This window comes from Microbacterium sp. JZ101, from assembly GCF_053903175.1.
The window spans coordinates 1,846,601-1,865,371 of record NZ_CP096400.1; the positions used below are offsets into that span (position 1 = coordinate 1,846,601).

Here is an 18,771-nt window from a genome sequence, read left to right on the forward strand (position 1 = left end):
GCATCGTCCCGATGACCGATGCACCTTCCGGCGGCCCCACGGCCGGCGCACACGACCCCCGCACCGCCCGGCGCGTGCCCGAGGCGCTCGACGCGTACCAGCAGCGCGAGCGGAACCCGGAGTACCGCGTCGACGTCGAGCGGATCCGCTTCTCGCCGTACTACTCGCGGCTGTCGGCCGTGACGCAGGTCATCGCGCAGGCCGGCGCCGGCCTCGCGGTGCACAACCGGCTCACGCACTCGGTCAAGGTGGCCGCCGTGGCCCGCGGGATCGCCGTGCAGCTCGCGAACGGCGAGCATGCCGCGCTCGTGGATCGGCTCGGCGGATGCGACCCCGTCGTCGTGCAGGCGGCCGCTGCGGCCCACGACCTCGGCCATCCGCCCTTCGGGCACCTCGGCGAGCAGACCCTCGACCGGCTCGCGAAGGACCGCTTCGGCCTCCGCGAGGGCTTCGAGGGCAACGCCCAGACGTTCCGCATCATCACGCGCCTCGACGAGTACGACCGCGCGGGCGCGGGGCTCAATCTCACGGCGGCCGTGCGCGCGGCCGTGCTGAAGTACCCGTGGCTGCGGGGCGAGGGCGACGACTGGTTCGGCCGCGACGAGGCTCCGCGCGGGATCACGCCCGCGAGCCCCGGCACGGGCGCGTACAAGTTCTCGGCCTTCGCGCTCGACGTGCACGAGATGCACGAGGCCCGCGCGGCGTACCCCGAGATCGCTCCCCTCCAGCAGACCGTCGAGTGCTCGGTCATGGACATCGCCGACGACATCGCCTACTCGCTCCACGACCTCGACGACTTCTACCGTGCCGGTCTGCTCAACCAGTCCACGATCTCAGCCGAGTTCCGGGCATGGCGCCGTGAGCGCGCCGAGCTGCACGCCGCCGAGCAGGGCGATCTCGTCCTCTCCCAGCGTGCTCCGGGCCGCGCCCTCGAGCTCCTGTGGCGCCGTCTCGCCGCGAAGGATCCGTGGATCGCCGACGAGGACGCGTTCGCGGACGCGGTCGCGCGCGTGAACGACGAGGTCATCGACGGCCTGCTCGCTGTCCCCTTCGACGGCTCGATGCTCACCGAGCGCACGCTCTCGCAGTTCACGGCCGCGTGGATCGCGCGCCTGCAGCACTCGATCGCGGTCACCGCGACCCCGCCCATCCGCTCGGGTCACGTGAGCCTCGACCGCACCGCGTGGCACGAGGTCGCTGTGCTGAAGTTCCTGCACCAGCGGTTCATCCTCGAGCGGCCCGATCTCGCGCTGTACCAGCGCGGACAGGCGAGCGTGCTCGAGCGGCTCGTCGACGGCTTCGCCGCGTGGCTCGACGATCCGCGCGACGTGCGCCGGGCGCCGCGCCGTCTGCTCGATCTCGTCGATCTCGCGGCAGAGGACTACGCGCGGGTGCGCCGCGAGGCGCCGGAGCTCGCCGACGCGTCGGATGGCGCCGAGCTCCGGCGGCGCGCCACCGGGCGCGGGATCGTCGACTACGTCGCGTCGCTCACCGACGCCCAGGCCATGCACATCGACGCGCTCATCAACGGCTCCCCCGAGCGCCTGTGGGACGCCGGCCAGGGGCTCTGAGCGCCCGCAGCGCGGCGTCCGCGCCCGCGGCGATCGCGACGCCGACGGCGTACCAGGCGAGGTCTGCGGCCGAGAACACCGTGCCGAGCACGAGCAGGAGGGGCGGGAAGGCCGCGCCCCAGCGCGCGGGGAGCCCGGACAGCTGCAGCAGCTCGACGGCCGTGCACCAGGCGAGAGCCGCTGCCGCGACGACGAGCAGGCGCGCGCGGGGAGCCGCGAACGCCGCGAGCAGGTACACGAGCACCGCGTAGAGCGCGTCGCCCGCCGCGTCGGACGCCGCGGTCTCGGGCAGAGCCGTGTGCACGAGGAGCCCCGCCGCGACCGTGAGCGCCCCCGCGACGGCGAGCGCGACGCGCCTCACCGCGCCGCGAGCGCCTCGTCGATGGGCGTCGCTCCGTTGCCGAACGGGATGGAGCGATCCGCCGTGGCGTCATCGGCCAGCACGGCCGCGGCGACCGCCGCGACGTCGCCTCGCGTCACGCGCCCCGTGCCCGGCTCCGCCGTCTCGATGAGACCGGTCGGCTCGTCGAGCGTGAGGGGCCCCGGCTGGAGGATCGTGTACGCGAGCCCGCTCGCGCGCAGGTGCTCGTCGGCGGCGGCCTTCGACTCCGCATACGCGAAGAACGGCTCGTCGCGCGGAACGCCGTGATCGGGTCGTGAGCCGAGATACGACACCATGACGTAGCGGTCGACGCCCGCCGCACGCGCGGCGTCCATCGAGCGGATGGCCGCGTCGCGGTCCACCGCGTAGGTCCGGGCCGGATTCCCGCCGCCGGCTCCCGCCGACCACACGATCGCGTCGTGGCCGCGCACGAGCTGCGCGAGCGCATCGACGTCGAGCGTCTCGACGTCGGCCACGCGGGGCTCCGCGCCGGTCGCTGCGACCTCGTCGGCGTGCCCGCGATTGCGGATCACGCTCGTCACCTCGTCTCCGCGGTGCGCGAGGAGCGGCGCCAGCAGGAGCGCGACCTTGCCGTGCCCTCCGAAGATCAGGATGCGGGCCATGGGATCCCCTTCCGTTCGCGTCCTCCCACCCTACGGTCGCGCGGGGCCGCAGGCGCGGAGACGCCGAGAGCCCGTGCCGGTCGGCACGGGCTCTCGCGAAGCGGCGGCTCAGGCGCCGCAGAGCTCGGTGAGCTCGGACTGCGCCTCGGTGAGCGCGGTCGACGCGGCCGTCATGTCCTCGCTCACCTTGGTCATCGCCTCGGTGTCGGTCATGTCGAGCTCGCCCATGCCCTCGATCTGCGTCGTGAGGTCGCCGAAGGCGCCCGCGAACTTCTCGTAGACCGGGGCGACCTCCTCGTTGGTGACCTTCTCGCCGATCGCGGCGACCTCGTCGTTGATGGCCGAGACCTGCTCGCTGAGCGCCTCGGTGTCGCCGCTCGTCATCGCGGTGGAGAGCTCGCTCATGCTCGAGTTCATGTCCGAGGTGCCCGAGGTGATGAGCTCGCACGCGTCGGCGACCGACTGCCCGCCGGCGCCGCAGGCGGCCAGGCCGGGAAGGAGGGCGAGCGCGGCGGCTGCGGCGAGGACGGTCTTGGTGGTGCGGCGGATGGCCATGAGTGCTCCTGTCGTCGTGTGCGGCGAGCCGCGCAGACGACACCACGCCGAGCACGATGCCGGCGACCCCCGCGATCGACCCTATCGGACGCGGTCGGCGCCGCGGGAGTCGCCCGGACGCCCGGGCGTGGGGACAACTCCCCCGTCGAGATCGACGCGCTCGGCCCCTGCGTACACGTTCATCGTGTCGCCTCGGAGGAACCCGACGAGCCCGATGCCCCGGCTCGCGGCGAGCTCGACCGCGAGCGACGACGGCGCCGACACGGCCGCGAGCAGGGGGACGCCGGCCATCGCGGCCTTCTGCACGAGCTCGAAGCTCGCGCGCCCCGACACCATGAGCACGGTGCCGCGCAGCGGCAGCATCCCCCGCGCGAGCGCCCATCCGACGACCTTGTCGACCGCGTTGTGGCGCCCCACGTCCTCGCGCACGACGAGGGGCTCGCCACCCTCGGCGGGGAACAGCGCCGCCGCGTGCAGGCCGCCTGTCCGGTCGAAGAGCGCCTGCGCGGATCGGAGGCGGTCGGGCAGGGTCGCGAGAACCCGTGCCGCGACGCGCGTCGGATCCGAGCGGATGTCGAACGCCGACACGGTCTCGACGGCCTCGATCGAGGCCTTGCCGCACACGCCGCACGAGCTCGTCGTGTAGAAGCCGCGTGCGACGGGAGGACGGATCCCTGGCGCGAGGGCGACATCGAGCACGTTGTAGGTGTTCTCGGTGCCCCCGGTCCCTGGCCCTCCGCAGTGGATGGCCGCGCGCACGTCGTCCGGCGCATGCACGGCCCCCTCCGAGACGAGGAAGCCGGAGGCGAGCTCGACATCATGGCCCGGGGTCCGCATCGTGACGGCGACCGGCTCGCCCGCGACGCGGATCTCGAGGGGCTCCTCGACGGCGAGCGCGTCGGGCCGTCGCGCGGCCGATGCGCCGTCGTCGCCGAGACGGACGCGGACCACCGGGCGGTGCGCCGTGAGGCGGCCCATGCTCAGCGCGCCTCGAGCCGCACGACGACGGCCTTCGACGTGGGGGTCCCGCTCGTGTCGGCGACCGAGTCGAGCGGCACGAGGACGTTCGTCTCGGGGTAGTACGCGGCCGCGTTGCCGCGCGGCGTGTCGTAGGCGACGAGCCGGAACGCCTCGGCGCGACGCTCCTCGCGGCCGAGCGGGCCATCCCACTCCGAGACGAGATCGACGATGTCTCCCTCCGCGAACCCGAGCGCGCGGATGTCGTCGGCGTGCGCGAAGACGACGCGACGCCCGCCGCGGATGCCGCGATAGCGGTCGTCGTGGCCGTAGACCGTGGTGTTGTACTGATCGTGCGAGCGGAGGGTCTGCAGCAGCAGCCGCCCCTCCGGGATGCGCGTGTGCTCGAGCGCATTCGCCGTGAACACCGCTCGCCCCGTCGGGGTGTCGAAGCGGCGCGCGTCGCGCGGCCCGTTCGGCAGCAGGAAGGTGCGGCCCTTCTCGATGCGGCGCTCCTAGTCGTCGAACCCGGGCACGACGCGCGCGATGTGCGCGCGCACGCGCGCGTAGTCGTCCTCGAGCGCGCGCCAGTCGGCACGAGGCGCGTTCGGCCGGTCCGCGAACACGCGCTCCGCGAGGCGCGCGATGATCGCGACCTCGCTGAGCAGGTCGCCGCTCGGCGGGGCCAGGCGCCCGCGCGAGGCGTGCACGGCGCCCATCGAGTCCTCGACGGTCACGCGCTGCTCGCCGCGCCCGCGGCGGTCGCGGTCGGTGCGGCCGAGCGTCGGCAGGATGACTGCGCGGCGGCCGTGCACGACGTGCGACCGGTTCAGCTTGGTGGACACGTGCACGGTGAGGTCGACGCGCGACATCGCCGCCTCGACGACGGCGGTGTCGGGCGTCGCCGAGACGAAGTTGCCGCCCATCCCGAGGAACACCCGCACGCGTCCGTCCCGCATCGCGCGGATCGCCGCCACCGTGTCGTGCCCGTGCGCGCGCGGGGCGCGGAACCCGAACTCGGCGTCGAGCGCCGCGAGGAACGTCTCGGACGGCTTCTCGTAGATGCCCATCGTCCGGTCGCCCTGCACGTTCGAGTGGCCGCGCACGGGGCAGACGCCCGCTCCGGGACGCCCGATGTCGCCGCGCAGGAGCAGCACGTTGACGACGTCGCGCAGCGTCGCGACGGAGTGCTTGTGCTGCGTGAGGCCCATCGCCCAGCAGACGATCGTGCCGCGCGAGCGCCGCACGCGCTCCGCCGTCGCCCGGATCGTCCGCTCGTCGAGCCCCGTCGCCTCCTCGATCTGCGGCCAGCCGACCTCCGCGACCGCCGCGGCGTACGCGTCGAAGCCCGTGGTGAAGCCCTGGATGAAGGCCCGGTCGAGGACGCCGCCCTCCTCCGCCTCGCGCTCGAGCAGGTGCTTGCCGATGCCCTGGAACAGCGCCTGGTCGCCGCCGAGCCGGATCTGCAGGAACTCGTCGGCGATGCGCGTGCCGCCGAGCACGAGCCCGTGCGGGGTCTGCGGATTGCGGAACCGGATGAGCCCGGCCTCGGGCAGCGGGTTGACGGCGATGATCGTCGCGCCGCGCCGCTTCGCCTTCTCGAGGGCCGACAGCATCCGGGGGTGGTTCGTGCCGGGGTTCTGCCCCGCCACGATGAGCAGGTCGGCCTCGTGGATGTCCTCGATCGAGACGGTCCCCTTGCCGATGCCGATGGTCTCCGTGAGCGCCGACCCGCTGGACTCGTGGCACATGTTCGAGCAGTCGGGGAGGTTGTTCGTGCCGAACCCCCGCACGAGCAGCTGATAGAGGAAGGCCGCCTCGTTCGATGTGCGCCCCGACGTGTAGAAGACCGCCTCGTCCGGGTCGTCCAGGCTCGTCAGCGCGCCCGCGACGAGATCGAGGGCCTCGTCCCACCCCGCCTCCCGGTAGTGCGTCGAGCCCTCGTCGAGCACCATCGGGGTCGTCAGGCGGCCCTGCTGGCCGAGCCACCAGTCATCGTGGCCGCGGAGCTCGTCGACGGAGTGCTCGGCGAAGAACGACGGCTCGACGCGGCGCAGCGTCGCCTCCTCGGCCACCGCCTTCGCACCGTTCTCGCAGAACTCCGCGACATGGCGCCTGTCCTCTTCGGGCCATGCGCAGCCGGGGCAGTCGAAGCCGTCCTTCTGATTCACGCGCAGGAGCGTCCGCGCGCTCCGGACGACGCCCATCTGCTCGAGCGACGTCTTCATCGCGTGGTACACGCCCGGCACGCCGACCGCGGAGGTCTCCCGCTCCCCGACGACCAGCCGCGTCTCGTCGATGTCCGCCCGGGGTGCCCTCTTCGCCATTCCGCCATGCTACGGCGGGTTTCCCTGCGTTACACGGCGGCGTGACGGGCGCGGCGAGGGACCGTACCGTGGTCGAAACGCCCGACCGCACCCGTCGACAGGAGCATCCCGTGACCAGCCCCCTCCGCGTCTCCGCCGAGCACACCGTCGTGTGCCTGCACGAGGCCGGCGCCCTCTGCGCCGAGGTCGGACCGGGTCACGACCTGCACCTCATCCAGCGACGCATCGTCGCCGCGACCCCGAGCCGCTGGATCGACGCGATCGCGGGTGCCGTGGACGCCGACGGATGGCTCGAGCTGCGCGATCTCGAGGGTCGCGCGCTCACGCGCGTGTGGCACCACGCGCCGCTGGCGTCGATCGTGGCGCCCGGCGAGCCCGTCGCCCTGCACGCCGGCTACCACGTGCTCTCGGCAGCGGGCACGTGGCTGAACGTGCGCGACGAGCGCGGCTGAGCCGCGCCCGTCGCATCCGGCCCGCCGCGCCTCACATCGAGGCCGAGCTCATGCTCTTCATCATGGCGTCGCACGCGTTCGCGCAGTCCATGCACGCCTGAGCGCACATCCGCATCGCCTCGCTCGTCTCGGCGTGCTTCATGCACTCGTCGTAGCACGCCATCGCCATGGTCTTCATCGCCTCGTGCATGGCCATCATCGCGCCCATCTGCATGCCCATCGGGCGGAGCATCATGCGCATCATCGTGTGGCACATGTCGGCGCAGCTCATGCACATGCTGCGGCACATCGACATCTCGGCGCCCGACTCCATGTCGGCGGCCATCGTGCACGCCTGCTCGCACGCCATGCACGCCTCCATGCAGGCCTGCATGACGTCGTGGTCCATCGGCATCATCGTGTCCGAATCGGCCATCATGTCGGTCATGGTCTTCATGTCCATGTCAGCCCGCTCCCTGCGCTTCGCGCGAGCCGACGGCCGACCCGGTGGACGCGAAGCGCCTCCTTGTGGGCGATGCTACGACCGCTCCCGCGCCGTGTCGATGCTCACTTGAGCCCGGTCGTCGCGATGCCCTGGACGAGGTACTTCTGACCCGCGATGAAGAACCCGACGATCGGCAGGAGCGACACGACCGACATCGCGAACATCGGCCCCCACGACGCCTGGCCCTCCGAGTCCATGAACTGGCGCAGCGCGAGCGGCACCGGGTACAGGTCGGTGTCCGTGATGTAGATGAGCGGCGAGAAGAAGTCGTTCCAGGTCGCGATGAAGGTGAAGATCGCCGTCGTCGCGAACGCGGGCGTGCACAGCGGGAGGATGATCCGCCAGAAGATGCCGAAGGTCCCGCATCCGTCGATGCGCGCGGCGTCGTCGAGCTCCCGCGGCAGCGCGCGCATGAACTGCACCATGAGGAAGGTGTAGAACGCGTTCGATGCGAGGAAGTGCGGCACGACGAGCGGCAGGTACGTGTTCACCCATCCGAGCTCGGCGAAGATGATGTACTGCGGGATGAGCAGCACGTGGCCAGGGAGCATGAGCGTTCCCAGCGTGAGCGCGAACATGAGGCGCCGCCCCGGGAAGTTCAGCCGGGCGAACGCGAACGCCGCGAGCGCGGTGGACACGAGGGTGCCGATGATGCTGAGGACCACGATGATGAGCGAGTTCACGAGGTACACGTCGAACGGATGCTCGAGGGCCTTCCAGCCGTCCGTGTAGTTCGCGAGATCCCACTCGGCGGGCCACAGGCCCTGCTCGGTGAAGATCCTGTCGTCGGGCTTGAAGGAGCTCGAGAGCATCCACAGCAGCGGGTAGAGCATGAAGAGCCCCACCCCCGCGATCACGACGTGCCGGAGGAAGCGCGAGCGGGCCGTCGCGCGACGGCGGCCGACCGCGCGGACATCCTGCGGGGGCCGGCTCCAGCGACGGGGCCGGACGACGGTCTGGACCTCGGTGACGGTCATCGCTCCTCCGCGTCCTCGTAGAACACCCAGTGCTTCTGGGCGACGAAGTTGACCGCGGTGAGCGCGGCGATGATGAGCAGCAGCAGCCACGCGAGCGCCGACGCGTATCCCATGTTGAAGCGTCCGAATCCCTCGATGTAGAGGTTGAGATTGAAGAAGAGCGTCGATCCGGCCGGGCCGCCCGACCCGTTGCTCATGACGTAGCCCTGCGTGAAGGTCTGCAGCGACCCGATGATCGACAGGACGAGGTTGAAGAAGATGATCGGGCTGATGAGCGGCACGGTGATGTAGCGGAACTGCCACCACTTCGTCGCTCCGTCGACCGCCGCGGCCTCGTAGTACATGGCGGGCACCTGCCGGAGCGCCGCGAGGAAGATCACCATGGGCGACCCGAACGTCCAGATGTTCAGCATGATGAGCACGCTGAGCGCGGTGTCGGGATCGGACACCCAGGCGGGGCCGTCGATCCCGAGCCAGCCGAGCGCCGTGTTCACGACGCCGCGCGTGCCGAACAGCTCGCGCCACAGCATCACGATCGCGACGCTCGACCCCAGCAGGGAGGGCAGGTAGTAGATCGCGCGGTAGAACGAGAGGCCGCGCAGACCCTGGTTGAGCGCCATCGCGACGCCGAGCGCCGCGACGAGCGACAGCGGGACCGACACGAACGTGTAGACGAAGGTCACGATGAGCGACTGCCCGACCCGGGGATCCGAGAGCATCTCGGCGAAGTTCTCGAAGCCCACGAAGACGGGGGCGTTCAGGAGGTTGTAGTCGGTGAAAGCGAGGTACAGCGAGGCGCCGAACGGGATGATCGTGAGGAGCATCCCGCCGTACCACGGGATGAGGAAGAGGTAGCCGGACCAGTCGATCCGGCCGGCCCTCGTCGGCTTCCGCCGGCGGCGCACGACCGGCGCCGTCGGCGGAAGGGTGCGCTCGCCGCGGGGCGGCGCATCCACGGTGGCGACCATCGTCAGGCCTGCCCGAGGGCTTCGCTCGCCGCGGCGATGACCTGCTTCGCGGCCTCCTGAGCCGTGATGCGGCCGAAGGTGACCTCGGTCGCGATGTCGGTCAGCGCATCCTGCACGGCCTGGCCTCCGATGGGGTCGGGGCGCGAGTCCGGCAGCTCCTCCTCGGCGAGGGCCGTGATGTACGCGATCGAGCGCTGGTCCTCGGGGGTGAGGGAGTCCGCGATCGCCTCCGCCACGACCGTGCTCGCCGGGAGGCCGCGGGTGGCGCCGACGGCCTCGTTGCCCTCGACGCTGTTGACGATGAAGTCGAGCAGCTCGAGCGCCATCTCCTGATTCGGCGACTCCTGGCCGATCGACCAGTACATCGACGTGTCGATCGACATGCCGCGCCGAGCGCCCTGGACCTCGCCCGGCATGCGCAGCAGCTCGAGCGCGCCGCCCGACGCGTCGTTGTAGGCCTTGAGGTTGTTCGTCGGGATGACCTGCCCCGCGACGAGACCGGCGGCGAGCGGCGACTGCTCGGCCGAGCTGCCGACCGTCTCGATGTGCCCGGCCGGGGCGAGCGCGCCGGCCGCGCGCTGCTCGACCGACATCGCGAACCAGTCCGTGAGCGTCTTCTCGCTCGCGCCGAACGAGCCGTCCTCGCTGTAGAGCTCCTCACCCGTCTGACGCACGAAGACGACGAGGTTCTGCACGGTGTCGAAGGCCATGTCGACGCCGTAGACCTGACCGCCCGACGCGTCGGTGACCGCCTTGCTGAACGCCCAGAGGTCGTCCCACGACCACGTGTCGCCGTCGGGGATCTCGACGCCGTACTGGTCGGTGAGGTTCCGGTTGATGACGAAGCCGACCGCGTTGAGGCCGGCGGGGATGCCGTAGAGCGCGTCGCCCACCACGCCGAGCGGCGCCGTCTTGGGGACGTCGTCGAGGTTCAGCACGTCGAGGTGCTGGTTGAGGTCGAGCAGCGCGCCGCGGTCGGCGTACTCGCGCAGGCTGTCACGGCGCTGGTTGAACAGGTCGGGGATGTCGCCGGCCGCGAAGCGGGTCGCCATCTTGTCGGCGTAGGGGCCAGAGTCCTGGTACTCGGTCTTGATCGTGAGGCCGTCGTGCTCCTTCGTGAAGACCGCGAGCATCGCCTCCGTCGCCTCGGCGCGGGCCGCGTCGCCCCACCAGATCATGTTGAGCGTGGACGCCGCCGCCGACGGCTCGGTGCTGATGCCGAAGCGGTTGCAGCCGGCCAGCATGAGCGCCGTGGCGCCCAGTCCGAGCCCGAGGAGTGTCCGACGGCTCATCTCCACACGTGATGCGCTCACTGTCTTCCCTTTCGCGTCGTTGCGAGGACGAGAACCGGAGAAACCGGTTTCTGGCATCATAGGCGCACCCTCGGGGGTCGTGTCAAGCACGACGGGCGCCCGGGTCATCCTGCCTGTCGACCACCTGCTTTGCAACGTGGGAACACGAGGCGCGCGCAGACGGCGAGGCGCCCCGCAGGCGTGCCTGCGGGGCGCCTCGCGCGGGTCGCGGTCAGATGAGCTCGATCACGGCGCTCTCGTTGTTGAGGACGATCACGGGCGTCACGGTGGGATGGCCGGCCGCGCGGATGCGGTCGAGGTCGACGCGCAGCAGCGGGGTCCCCGCGGTCACACGCGCCCCGGCCTCGACGAGGGTCTGGAAGCCCTCGCCCTTCATCGCGACGGTGTCGATGCCGACGTGGATGAGCAGCTCCGTTCCGTCGTCGAGCACGAGGGCGATCGCGTGCCCCGTCTCGAAGACGTGCCCGACGGTCGCGTCGACCGGGGCGACGACCGTGTCACCGGTCGGCTCGATCGCGACGCCCGGGCCCATGATGCCCTGGGCGAACGTGGCGTCGGGCACTGACGAGAGCGGCACGACGGCACCCTCGATCGGCTGACGCAGCCGCACCGTCGCGGGAGCGGCGACCGCGGTCGCCGTCTGCGGCGGGGCCGCGACCGGCTCGGCGGTCGGCGCGGACGGCGCCGGCGCCTCGGCGCGCCCCGACATGATCTGCTCCATGGCGTCCTTCACGAACTGCACGTTGAGGCCGTAGATCACCTGGTACGAGCGCCCGCCGGGCTTCATCACGCCCGCCGCGCCCGCGCGCTTGAGCGCGGCCTCGTCGGCCTTCGCGACGTCACCCAGCTCCATCCGGAGCCGGGTCGCGCAGTTCTCGAGCTCCACGATGTTGTCGCGCCCGCCGAGCGCGTCGATGAAGCGCGCGGCCGTCGCGAGGTAGCCCCCGTCGGCCGTCGTCGCGTCGGCCCCGTCGAGCGCGGCGTCGTCGTCCTCGCGGCCCGGCGTCTTCAGGTTGAACCTCAGGATGACGAATCGGAACACGAGGAAGTAGACGACGAACCAGAACACGCCCATGACGAGGATGAGCCACGGGTTCTGCGCCATCGGGTTCACCCATCCCAGGAGCAGGTCGATCCCGCCGCCGGAGAAGCCGAAGCCCATCCGGACCGGGAGGATCGCGCTGACGGCGAGCGAGATGCCCATGAAGACGGCGTGGATGAGGTAGAGGACCGGGGCGAGGAACATGAACGCGAACTCGAGGGGCTCGGTCACGCCGACGACGAACGACGAGATCGCGCCGGAGAGGAGCAGACCCGCGGCGACCTTCTTGCGCGCGCTCTTCGCGGTGACGTACATCGCGAGCGCCGCACCGGGGAGGCCGAACATCATCACGGGGAAGAATCCGGTCATGTATTGGCCGGTGACGCCGTACTCGCCCGTGCCCGAGAGGAAGTTGTTGAGGTCGTTGATGCCGGCCACGTCGAACCAGAACACCGAGTTCAGCGCGTGGTGCAGCCCGAGCGGGATGAGCAGGCGGTTCATGAAGCCGTAGATGCCCGCGCCCACCGGGCCGAGCGTCGCGATGAACTCGCCGAAGGCGACGAGACCGCTGTACACGAACGGCCAGATGAAGAAGAGGAGGATCACGACGAGGAGCGAGATGCCGGCGGCGACGATCGCGACCGAGCGCTTGCCCGAGAAGAAGGCCAGGGCGTCGGGCAGCTTGACGTCCTTGAAGCGGTTGTACGCGAACGCGCCGATGAGGCCCGCGATGATGCCGACGAAGACGTTGTTGATGACGCCGAAGGCCGGGTTGACCTCGGCGGCCTCGACCCCCTGGAAGAGGGCGACGGTGTCGGTGCTCAGGAGCGTCGTGATCGTGAGCCACGAGACGAGGCCCGCGAGCGCCGACGTGCCGTCGGTCTTCGTCGCCATGCCGAGTGAGACGCCGATCGCGAAGAGGATCGGCATGTTGCCGAGCAGCGCACCGCCCGCGCCGTTGAGGAACGTCACGGCGATGTTGTCGCCTGCGACGTTCTGGATCCAGTACCCGACGCCCATCAGGATCGCGGCGATCGGGAGGACGGCGACCGGCAGCATGAACGACCTGCCGAGCCTCTGGAAGAACTTCATCGGTACCTCCTGGAAGGGGCGCACGTCGGGCGTGCGCGTGCTGTGATGCGCATGACGGTACACGCTCGCGGATGCCGCGCCAAGCTAATCGTTAAAATCCCTTACAAATCCGCGCGGGGCGTCGTGACGCGGATCGGAGGGCGCGCGGTCCTATGCTGTGGGAGGTGGCAGGCACGGAGATCTCACAGTCCGGCGATGACGAGGTGGACCTCATCATCGACGCGTGGTCGACGATCCTCCCCGACGTGGACCTCTCCCCTCTCGACGTGATGTCGCGCCTGCGACGCGTGGCGCGCGATCTGCAGCGCGTCCGCGAATCCGCCTTCTCCGCGTCGGGTCTGCGCGCATGGGAGTTCGACATCCTCTCCCTCCTCCGCCGCTCCCCCGACGACCTGTCCATGACGCCGTCGCAGCTCGCCGCGTGGACGACGGCGACGAGCGGCACGATCACGTACCGGATCGAGCGCCTCGAGGATCGCGGCTACGTCGCGCGCACCGACAACCCCGCCGACCAGCGCAGCCGCATCGTCACCCTCCTCCCCGCGGGTCGCGAGCGCGTCGAGTCCGCCATGCGCACCCTCGTCGCGGCCGAGGCGCGCCTGCTCGAGGGCCTCTCCTGGAACCAGGTCGCGGCGCTCATCGACGCGCTGCGCACGGTCGGCGCCTCCGCCGAGCGCGACGCGCGACCGTGACGCGCTCGCGCCGGAGCGTCCGCGGGAGGATGCTGACACCATGAGCCTTCGCCACGCCCTCATCGCCGAGCTGCTGCGCGGCCGCCGGGCAGAGCTGCAGCCCGAGGACGTCGGGATCCCCCGCGGCGACGGCCGCCGCGTTCCGGGCCTCCGCCGCGAGGAGGTCGCCGAGCTCGCCGGGATCAACCGCGACTACTACATCCGCCTCGAGCAGGCGCACGGGCACCTCCCGTCGCCTCAGGTCGTCTCGGCGCTCTCGCGCGCCCTGCAGCTGGATCCCGACACCACCGAGTACTTCCAGCAGCTCGCGCAGACGAGCGCGACGCGCGCCCTGTCGACGCGCGAGGGCCTCCCGGCCGGCGCGTTCGCCATCCTGCGCCTCGTCGAGCCGCACCCGGCCTACATCACGAACGGCGTCCACGACGTGCTCGTCGTGAACCGCTCGTGCGCGGGCATCGCGAAGGGATTCCTGGACGAGGGGCGGAACCTTCTGATCGAGGTCTTCGAGCACGAGCACGAGGCGCCGTCCGCCGAGGAATGGCGCGCGACGGCGACGCGCCTCGTCGACTCGATGCGCTTCCACACAGCGCCCGACGAACCGCGGTTCCAGGAGCTGCTCGCGCTCCTGCGGCGCCGGTACCCCGCCTTCCGGGAGCTGTGGTCACGCCAGCGGGCGCGGAAGCTCACGTTCGGCACGAGCCTCTTCTACGACGCCGAGCACGGCTGGCAGCGCGCGACCTGGCAGACCCTCATCGTGCCGGACCACCCCGACTCGCTGCTGACGATCATCCATCCGTGACGCGCGCGGCCTCGGCCGGCCCCGAGCGCCGTCGAAGCAGCTTGAGCGCGACGTGGAGCACGCTCCTGCGCACGCCGTCCGCGAGCTCCGCGCGGACCGGCTCGGGCAGGTTCTCGAGACGGTAGTAGAGCGTCGTGCGATGGAGGTGCAGCCGCCGGCAGGCCTCGGAGACCCGCGCACCCGCGTCGAGATACGCCTCGACCGTGTCGAGCTGCTGGCGATCCCCCGCACGCCACAGCGCGAATGCACCGGGCGACGCGCGCCGGATCAGGTCGATCGGCACCGGGAGCTCGTCCAGGAGCGCCCGGATGCCCGCCGGCGTGACGTGTTCGGGGTCTTCGAGGAGCAGCCGCGCCTCCCGCACGGCGGGCCGGATGTCGTCCTCGTCCGGCGCGACGGCCGCGGTCGCGAAGCGCGCGGCGGGATGGCCATGGCGGTGAGCCGCCGACGCGAGGACCTCCTCGACGTCGCCGTCGAGCCTGCTCCGGGAGACGACGAGGACCGGATGGTCGGCGAGATCGCCGATGTGCCACGTCGCGCCGCGCCCGTCGGACTGGATCGCCGTCGCGAGACGGCGCCGCTCGTCGTCCGATCCGACGGTGTCGAGGAGCGCGACGACGAGGCCCTCCGAGCGGTCGAGCCAGCGGCGATCGGCCGCCTGGGCGAGCGCGCGCACGCGCACAGCGCGTTCGTCGTCGAGGAGCCTCCGGAAGACGTGGACGCGAGCGCCTGACGTCGCGTCCCCTGAGATGTGCCCGATGCCTTCGCGCGATCCTCGCGTCTGAGACGTCACTGCCGCTCCGCCATGTCCTGCTCACCTCACGCCGCGCGCACGCGGCGCTGTCCTTCCCCTCGACGGTAGGACGACGCGACGGCCCGGCGCGTGCCCTTGACGCACCCACCCCGGCGTCCGCGCGGTCCGCGAGGGCGCTTTTCCGACGATCGTCGGAAAAGCGCGCGCCTCCCGCGTCGGTGTGTCGCGGTCGTCCCCCGCGCCACGAGCGGGAGCGCACCTTTCCGGCGGTCTGCCGCGCGGCCGCGCGGGCCGAGCGGTGCGCGGCGGCCCGGTCTAGCGTGACCGCCATGGGAGTGCTCTACTACGGCGCGAACGCCTCCGCCATCCACATCGACGACCGTGCGCTCGCGCACATCAAGGTCGTCATCATCAGCAAGCTGCGCCGTGACGAGAGCTTCTCGGTCTCGTGGCGACACCCCGACGAGCGCGAGGGCGGCCGCAGCACGATCTGGATCCACCCCGCGATCCCGCTGCGCTTCGAGTTCGACGAGGCCGATGCGCCGACGCTCAACCGCGAGTGGCTCGAGGAGCTCGCGGTCTCCGCGAACGCCCTCGGCGGCATCCAGCTCGTCGAGGAGCACATCCGGACGCCCGAGAAGCACTGACGGCGCGACACGGCCCCCGCACTCCGATCACCGGAGCGGCGGGGGCCGATCTGCGCGTATCAGTCGATGTCGCCGCGCCACGCACCGGTCTCGGTGCCGCGGGACTCGATGAACTCCTTGAACTTCCGCAGGTCCTTCTTGACGGCGTGGTCGTCGATGCCGAGGGCTGCGCCGACCTTCTCGGTGAGGTCCGTCGGCTCCCAGTCGAGCTGCACGGTCACGCGCGTGCTCGCGTCGCCGAGCCGGTGGAAGGTCACGACGCCGGCGTGATCCGCCTCACCCGCGACGCTCGTCCACGCGACGCGCTCGTCGGGGTGCTGCTCGGTGATCTTGGCGGTGAACTCGCGCTCGGCGCCGCCGATGTTCACCTTCCAGGCGAGCGTCTCGTCGTCGATCTGCCGGATCGACTCGACGAAGCTCAGGAACTGCGGGAACGTCTCGAACTGCGTCCACTGGTCGTACGCCGTCGTGACGTCGACGTCGACATCGATGCTCTCCGTGATGCGAGCCATGGGGGTGTCCTTCCGATCGTTGGGTTGGGCTCCATCGTGTGCCGCGCTCGGATGACGCGTCACGGGGGTTGCCACATCGCGAGCCCTCGGGTATCGGGCGTCCCGCCGCACGCGGGCCCTCGTAAGCTGTCGGCAGGACGCACGTCTCGAGGAGGGTGAGGACGCATGGCGCTTCCCGACCGGATCGGGCCCCGCGACGAGGATGCGCGCCGCGCGGTCTTCGCGTTCGACCAGGCCGTCGACGCGCTCGCCGAGGAGTCGGCGTTCCTGTCCGTCGGCCCCGACCGCCAGGCGGCCCGCTACCTCGCGGACGCGCATCGGACGCTCGACGGCGTGCGCACGTCGATGCACCGCATCGCGGCACGCGCCTCCGACGCGGGCCTCCGCAAGGGGGCGCGGCGGCGCCTGCAGGCCCTCGCGGCGGATCTCGCCCAGGCCGGGCTGCGCGACGCCGAGCACGCGCGGGCAGCGGCGCAGCGGCTGCGCGCCACCGCCGTCGCGCCGACCGGCAGCTGGGGTGCGACCCTCAGGCACCAGACCGCGCGGGCGACCGCGTGGGGCGTCGAGAAGTGGACGGGCTCGCCGCTCGCGCCGGTCGAGCTGCGAGCACGAAGGCGGCTGCGCTCGCCGAGTCGTCGGCCGACGCGATCGCGCAGCGCGGCCGCGCACCCGCCCGCTCCCGCGTGCGGACGTGGCTCATTGTCGCGGGGTCGGCCGCCGCCGCAGCGGTGATCGGCGGCGCCTCGCTGGCCGTGTACGGCGCCTGGAGCCTCATCGGGCTCCTCTTCGGCGCGGGCTGACGCAGGACAGCGGGCGGGCTCCGCGGAGCCCGCCCGCCGTCCTGCCGGAGTCAGCTTCCCTGCACGTTGTCGCGCGCCTCCTGGGCGCGCCCGGCCACCGCGTCGGCCGAGCCCTGAGCCTCCGACTTCACATGCTCGGCGGCCTCGGTCGCGGTGTCCCTGATCGACTCCGCCGCCTGCTGGGCCGGCTCCCTGAGGTGCGCGCCGACCTCCTGTGCGACGTCCTTGACCTCGTCGACGAGCGGCTGAGCCTGCTCCCTGACATCCTGCGCGATCCGCTTCTCCCTGCCGGACGCGGGGATGAGCGACGAGGCGAGCAGCCCCACGCCGAAGGCGATGAGGCCGACAGCCATGGGGTTGCCCTCGGCCTTCGCCGCGGCGCGGTGCGTCGCGTCGGCGACCGTCTCACCGGCGTCGTGCACGCTCGAGCCGGCGTCGTCGGCCGCTCCCATCACGCGCTCGCGCAGCGATCCGAAGGCCCCCTTGAGCCTGCTCGTCTGCCTGTCCATGATCTTCGAAGGCGTCACCTTGTCGACGAGGGCGTCGGCGTCGCGGCCCAGCTCGCGGCGCGTGCGCTCGATGTCGGCGCGGATGGCGTCGGGTGAATCGGTCATCGGTTCTCCTCATCTCTCCCCAGAGCGCCGGGGATCTTCTTGAGCGACTCCACGGTCTGCGGAGCGCCCTTCACGTTCTTCAGGTCCTTGCGGCCGATCGCGAACATCACGGCCGCGGCGATCGCCCAGAGGACGGCGACGATGACGGCCGACCACCCGAGGCCCGTGAGCAGGCCGATGGCCCACCACAGCGCCACGGACAGGAAGAACACCGCCATGAGCGCGGAGTACGCGGCGCCGCTCAGCAGGCCGGCGCCCTTCCCCGCGCGGGTCGCCGACTCCCGCAGCTCCGCCTTGGCGAGCTCGAGCTCCTGCCTCATCAGCAGGGACATGTCGCTCGTCACCTCGGACAGGAGGTCGCCGAGCGAGGTCGTCGCCGCCTTCTGCTCCGACGGGGTCGGCTGGTCAGAGGTCATTCCCGATCCCCTCCCCCGGGCGCGCGCGCTCGGCGCGCGAGCGGTCGTAGACGGGCGTGCCCTCCTCGCGCGACGGCGGAAGGTCCGACGGCGTGGCGAGCGGGTCCGACACCGGCGCGCCCGGCTCGCCGTATCCGCCCGGGGCTGCCGCCGACGGCGTGCCGTCGCCCGCGGTCGTCGTCGGTGCGGCGGCCGGCACGGCGGGAGCCGTCGGAGCCGCGGCGACGTCGTCCGTGCGCTCGGCCGACGCGCCCTGCGCGCTCTCCGCACCGCTCTCCGCCAGCGCGCGCGTGAGGCGCCCGGCGGCGAGCCCCGCGAGCAGCGCGCCCGCGATGAACACCCCGGGGCGACGGCGGGCGAACGAGGTGACCTCGTGCATGAGCGAGCCGGGGTCGCGGTCGTCGAGCCAGGTGGACGCGCCCTTCAGACGGGTCGAGGCCTGACGCACGATGTCCGTCGCGACGCCGGGATTCTCGGAGCCCGCGGCGAGCGACTCGAGCTCGTCGCCGACCGAGCGGAGCCCCTCGGCGACGCGCCGCTGCTGCGCGGCGGCCTGATCCCGCAGCTCGCGCTGCGTCTGGCTGTAGACGTCCTTGAGCTGCGCCTTCGCCTCGTGGGCGACATGCGACGCCTCCTGCTTGGCGGTGTCGACGACGTGGCCGGCCTCGGCCCTGGCCGTCTCCGTGACGTCGGCGGCCTCCTGTCGCGCCGTGTCGACGGCGCCCGTGGGGCGGCTGTCCGCCTCGGTCGGCACCTGACCAGAGAACTGAGACATGGGGGACTTCCTTTCCGTT

At 71.7% G+C, this 18,771-nt stretch carries 20 protein-coding genes and 1 pseudogene; 6 read left to right on the plus strand and 15 right to left on the minus strand.

Annotated features, from left to right (window positions below):
- The first annotated feature begins 11 nt into the window (after positions 1-11).
- Complete coding sequence (locus M1D56_RS08615; protein ID WP_271171945.1) at positions 12-1,571, plus strand: deoxyguanosinetriphosphate triphosphohydrolase family protein; 1,560 nt, start codon at positions 12-14, stop codon at positions 1,569-1,571.
- On the opposite strand, the gene M1D56_RS08620 is transcribed toward M1D56_RS08615, so the two are convergent.
- The 5 genes and pseudogenes from M1D56_RS08620 to M1D56_RS08640 form a co-directional block, all read right to left on the minus strand.
- Complete coding sequence (locus M1D56_RS08620) at positions 1,525-1,932, minus strand: ribosomal maturation YjgA family protein (protein ID WP_421075855.1); 408 nt, start codon at positions 1,930-1,932, stop codon at positions 1,525-1,527. The genes M1D56_RS08615 and M1D56_RS08620 overlap by 47 nt on opposite strands.
- Positions 1,929-2,576: an SDR family oxidoreductase gene (locus M1D56_RS08625; RefSeq protein WP_456283248.1), complete on the minus strand. Its 648-nt coding sequence runs from the start codon at positions 2,574-2,576 to the stop codon at positions 1,929-1,931. Before M1D56_RS08625 ends, M1D56_RS08620 begins: the two co-directional genes overlap by 4 nt.
- A gap of 108 nt (positions 2,577-2,684) precedes the next feature.
- Positions 2,685-3,131: a hypothetical protein gene (locus M1D56_RS08630; protein WP_271171948.1), complete on the minus strand. Its 447-nt coding sequence runs from the start codon at positions 3,129-3,131 to the stop codon at positions 2,685-2,687.
- A gap of 81 nt (positions 3,132-3,212) precedes the next feature.
- Entirely contained in the window at positions 3,213-4,109 is an 897-nt protein-coding gene (fdhD, locus tag M1D56_RS08635) for a formate dehydrogenase accessory sulfurtransferase FdhD (protein WP_456283250.1), read from the minus strand.
- Positions 4,110-4,111: 2 nt separating this feature from the next.
- A pseudogene (locus M1D56_RS08640) lies at positions 4,112-6,415 on the minus strand (FdhF/YdeP family oxidoreductase).
- A 110-nt stretch (positions 6,416-6,525) separates the two neighbouring features.
- Here M1D56_RS08640 and M1D56_RS08645 point away from each other — a divergent pair.
- Positions 6,526-6,867 carry a hypothetical protein gene (locus M1D56_RS08645; protein ID WP_456283252.1) on the plus strand — a complete coding sequence of 114 codons (342 nt, stop codon included), beginning with the start codon at positions 6,526-6,528 and terminating at the stop codon, positions 6,865-6,867.
- Between the two features lie 31 nt (positions 6,868-6,898).
- On the opposite strand, the gene M1D56_RS08650 is transcribed toward M1D56_RS08645, so the two are convergent.
- From M1D56_RS08650 to nagE, 5 genes are all read right to left on the minus strand, one after another.
- Positions 6,899-7,309 (minus strand): hypothetical protein, encoded by a 411-nt coding sequence (locus M1D56_RS08650; RefSeq protein WP_456283254.1) that lies wholly within the window; start codon positions 7,307-7,309, stop codon positions 6,899-6,901.
- Positions 7,310-7,413: 104 nt separating this feature from the next.
- Positions 7,414-8,328, minus strand: coding sequence for a carbohydrate ABC transporter permease (locus M1D56_RS08655; protein ID WP_456283255.1), 915 nt, complete (start codon positions 8,326-8,328; stop codon positions 7,414-7,416).
- Positions 8,325-9,296, minus strand: a complete 972-nt coding sequence (locus tag M1D56_RS08660; protein ID WP_456283257.1) for a carbohydrate ABC transporter permease — start codon at positions 9,294-9,296, stop codon at positions 8,325-8,327. Before M1D56_RS08660 ends, M1D56_RS08655 begins: the two co-directional genes overlap by 4 nt.
- A 2-nt stretch (positions 9,297-9,298) precedes the next feature.
- Positions 9,299-10,588, minus strand: coding sequence for an ABC transporter substrate-binding protein (locus tag M1D56_RS08665; protein WP_456283258.1), 1,290 nt, complete (start codon positions 10,586-10,588; stop codon positions 9,299-9,301).
- 232 nt (positions 10,589-10,820) lie between these two features.
- Entirely contained in the window at positions 10,821-12,743 is a 1,923-nt protein-coding gene (nagE, locus tag M1D56_RS08670) for an N-acetylglucosamine-specific PTS transporter subunit IIBC (RefSeq protein WP_456283259.1), read from the minus strand.
- 164 nt (positions 12,744-12,907) lie between these two features.
- On the opposite strand from nagE, the gene M1D56_RS08675 reads away from it, so the two are divergent.
- Positions 12,908-13,435, plus strand: coding sequence for a MarR family winged helix-turn-helix transcriptional regulator (locus M1D56_RS08675; RefSeq protein WP_324014727.1), 528 nt, complete (start codon positions 12,908-12,910; stop codon positions 13,433-13,435).
- Between the two features lie 40 nt (positions 13,436-13,475).
- Positions 13,476-14,234 carry a helix-turn-helix domain-containing protein gene (locus M1D56_RS08680; protein WP_271171958.1) on the plus strand — a complete coding sequence of 253 codons (759 nt, stop codon included), beginning with the start codon at positions 13,476-13,478 and terminating at the stop codon, positions 14,232-14,234.
- On the opposite strand, the gene M1D56_RS08685 is transcribed toward M1D56_RS08680, so the two are convergent.
- Positions 14,221-15,027: a helix-turn-helix domain-containing protein gene (locus tag M1D56_RS08685; protein WP_456283260.1), complete on the minus strand. Its 807-nt coding sequence runs from the start codon at positions 15,025-15,027 to the stop codon at positions 14,221-14,223. The genes M1D56_RS08680 and M1D56_RS08685 overlap by 14 nt on opposite strands.
- Positions 15,028-15,317: 290 nt before the next feature.
- Here M1D56_RS08685 and M1D56_RS08690 point away from each other — a divergent pair, with 290 nt between their 5' ends.
- Complete coding sequence (locus tag M1D56_RS08690; RefSeq protein ID WP_456283262.1) at positions 15,318-15,635, plus strand: DUF7882 family protein; 318 nt, start codon at positions 15,318-15,320, stop codon at positions 15,633-15,635.
- Positions 15,636-15,694: 59 nt separating this feature from the next.
- Here the strand turns inward: M1D56_RS08690 and M1D56_RS08695 are convergent, their stop codons facing one another.
- On the minus strand, positions 15,695-16,147 hold the full coding sequence (locus M1D56_RS08695; protein ID WP_271171961.1) for an SRPBCC family protein: 453 nt from the start codon (positions 16,145-16,147) through the stop codon (positions 15,695-15,697).
- 165 nt (positions 16,148-16,312) lie between these two features.
- Between M1D56_RS08695 and M1D56_RS08700 the strand changes: the two genes are divergently transcribed.
- Entirely contained in the window at positions 16,313-16,879 is a 567-nt protein-coding gene (locus M1D56_RS08700) for a hypothetical protein (RefSeq protein WP_456283263.1), read from the plus strand.
- A gap of 118 nt (positions 16,880-16,997) precedes the next feature.
- On the opposite strand, the gene M1D56_RS08705 is transcribed toward M1D56_RS08700, so the two are convergent.
- The 3 genes from M1D56_RS08705 to M1D56_RS08715 are packed head-to-tail and all read right to left on the minus strand — an operon-like array spanning position 16,998 to position 18,752.
- Positions 16,998-17,561 carry a DUF3618 domain-containing protein gene (locus M1D56_RS08705; RefSeq protein ID WP_456283264.1) on the minus strand — a complete coding sequence of 188 codons (564 nt, stop codon included), beginning with the start codon at positions 17,559-17,561 and terminating at the stop codon, positions 16,998-17,000.
- Positions 17,558-17,977, minus strand: coding sequence for a phage holin family protein (locus M1D56_RS08710; RefSeq protein ID WP_271171964.1), 420 nt, complete (start codon positions 17,975-17,977; stop codon positions 17,558-17,560). The genes M1D56_RS08705 and M1D56_RS08710 overlap by 4 nt, the downstream gene beginning before the upstream one ends.
- A complete protein-coding gene (locus M1D56_RS08715) occupies positions 17,967-18,752 on the minus strand; it encodes a hypothetical protein (RefSeq protein WP_456283266.1) in 786 nt (261 codons plus the stop codon). The genes M1D56_RS08710 and M1D56_RS08715 overlap by 11 nt, the downstream gene beginning before the upstream one ends.
- Between the last annotated feature and the right edge of the window lie 19 nt (positions 18,753-18,771).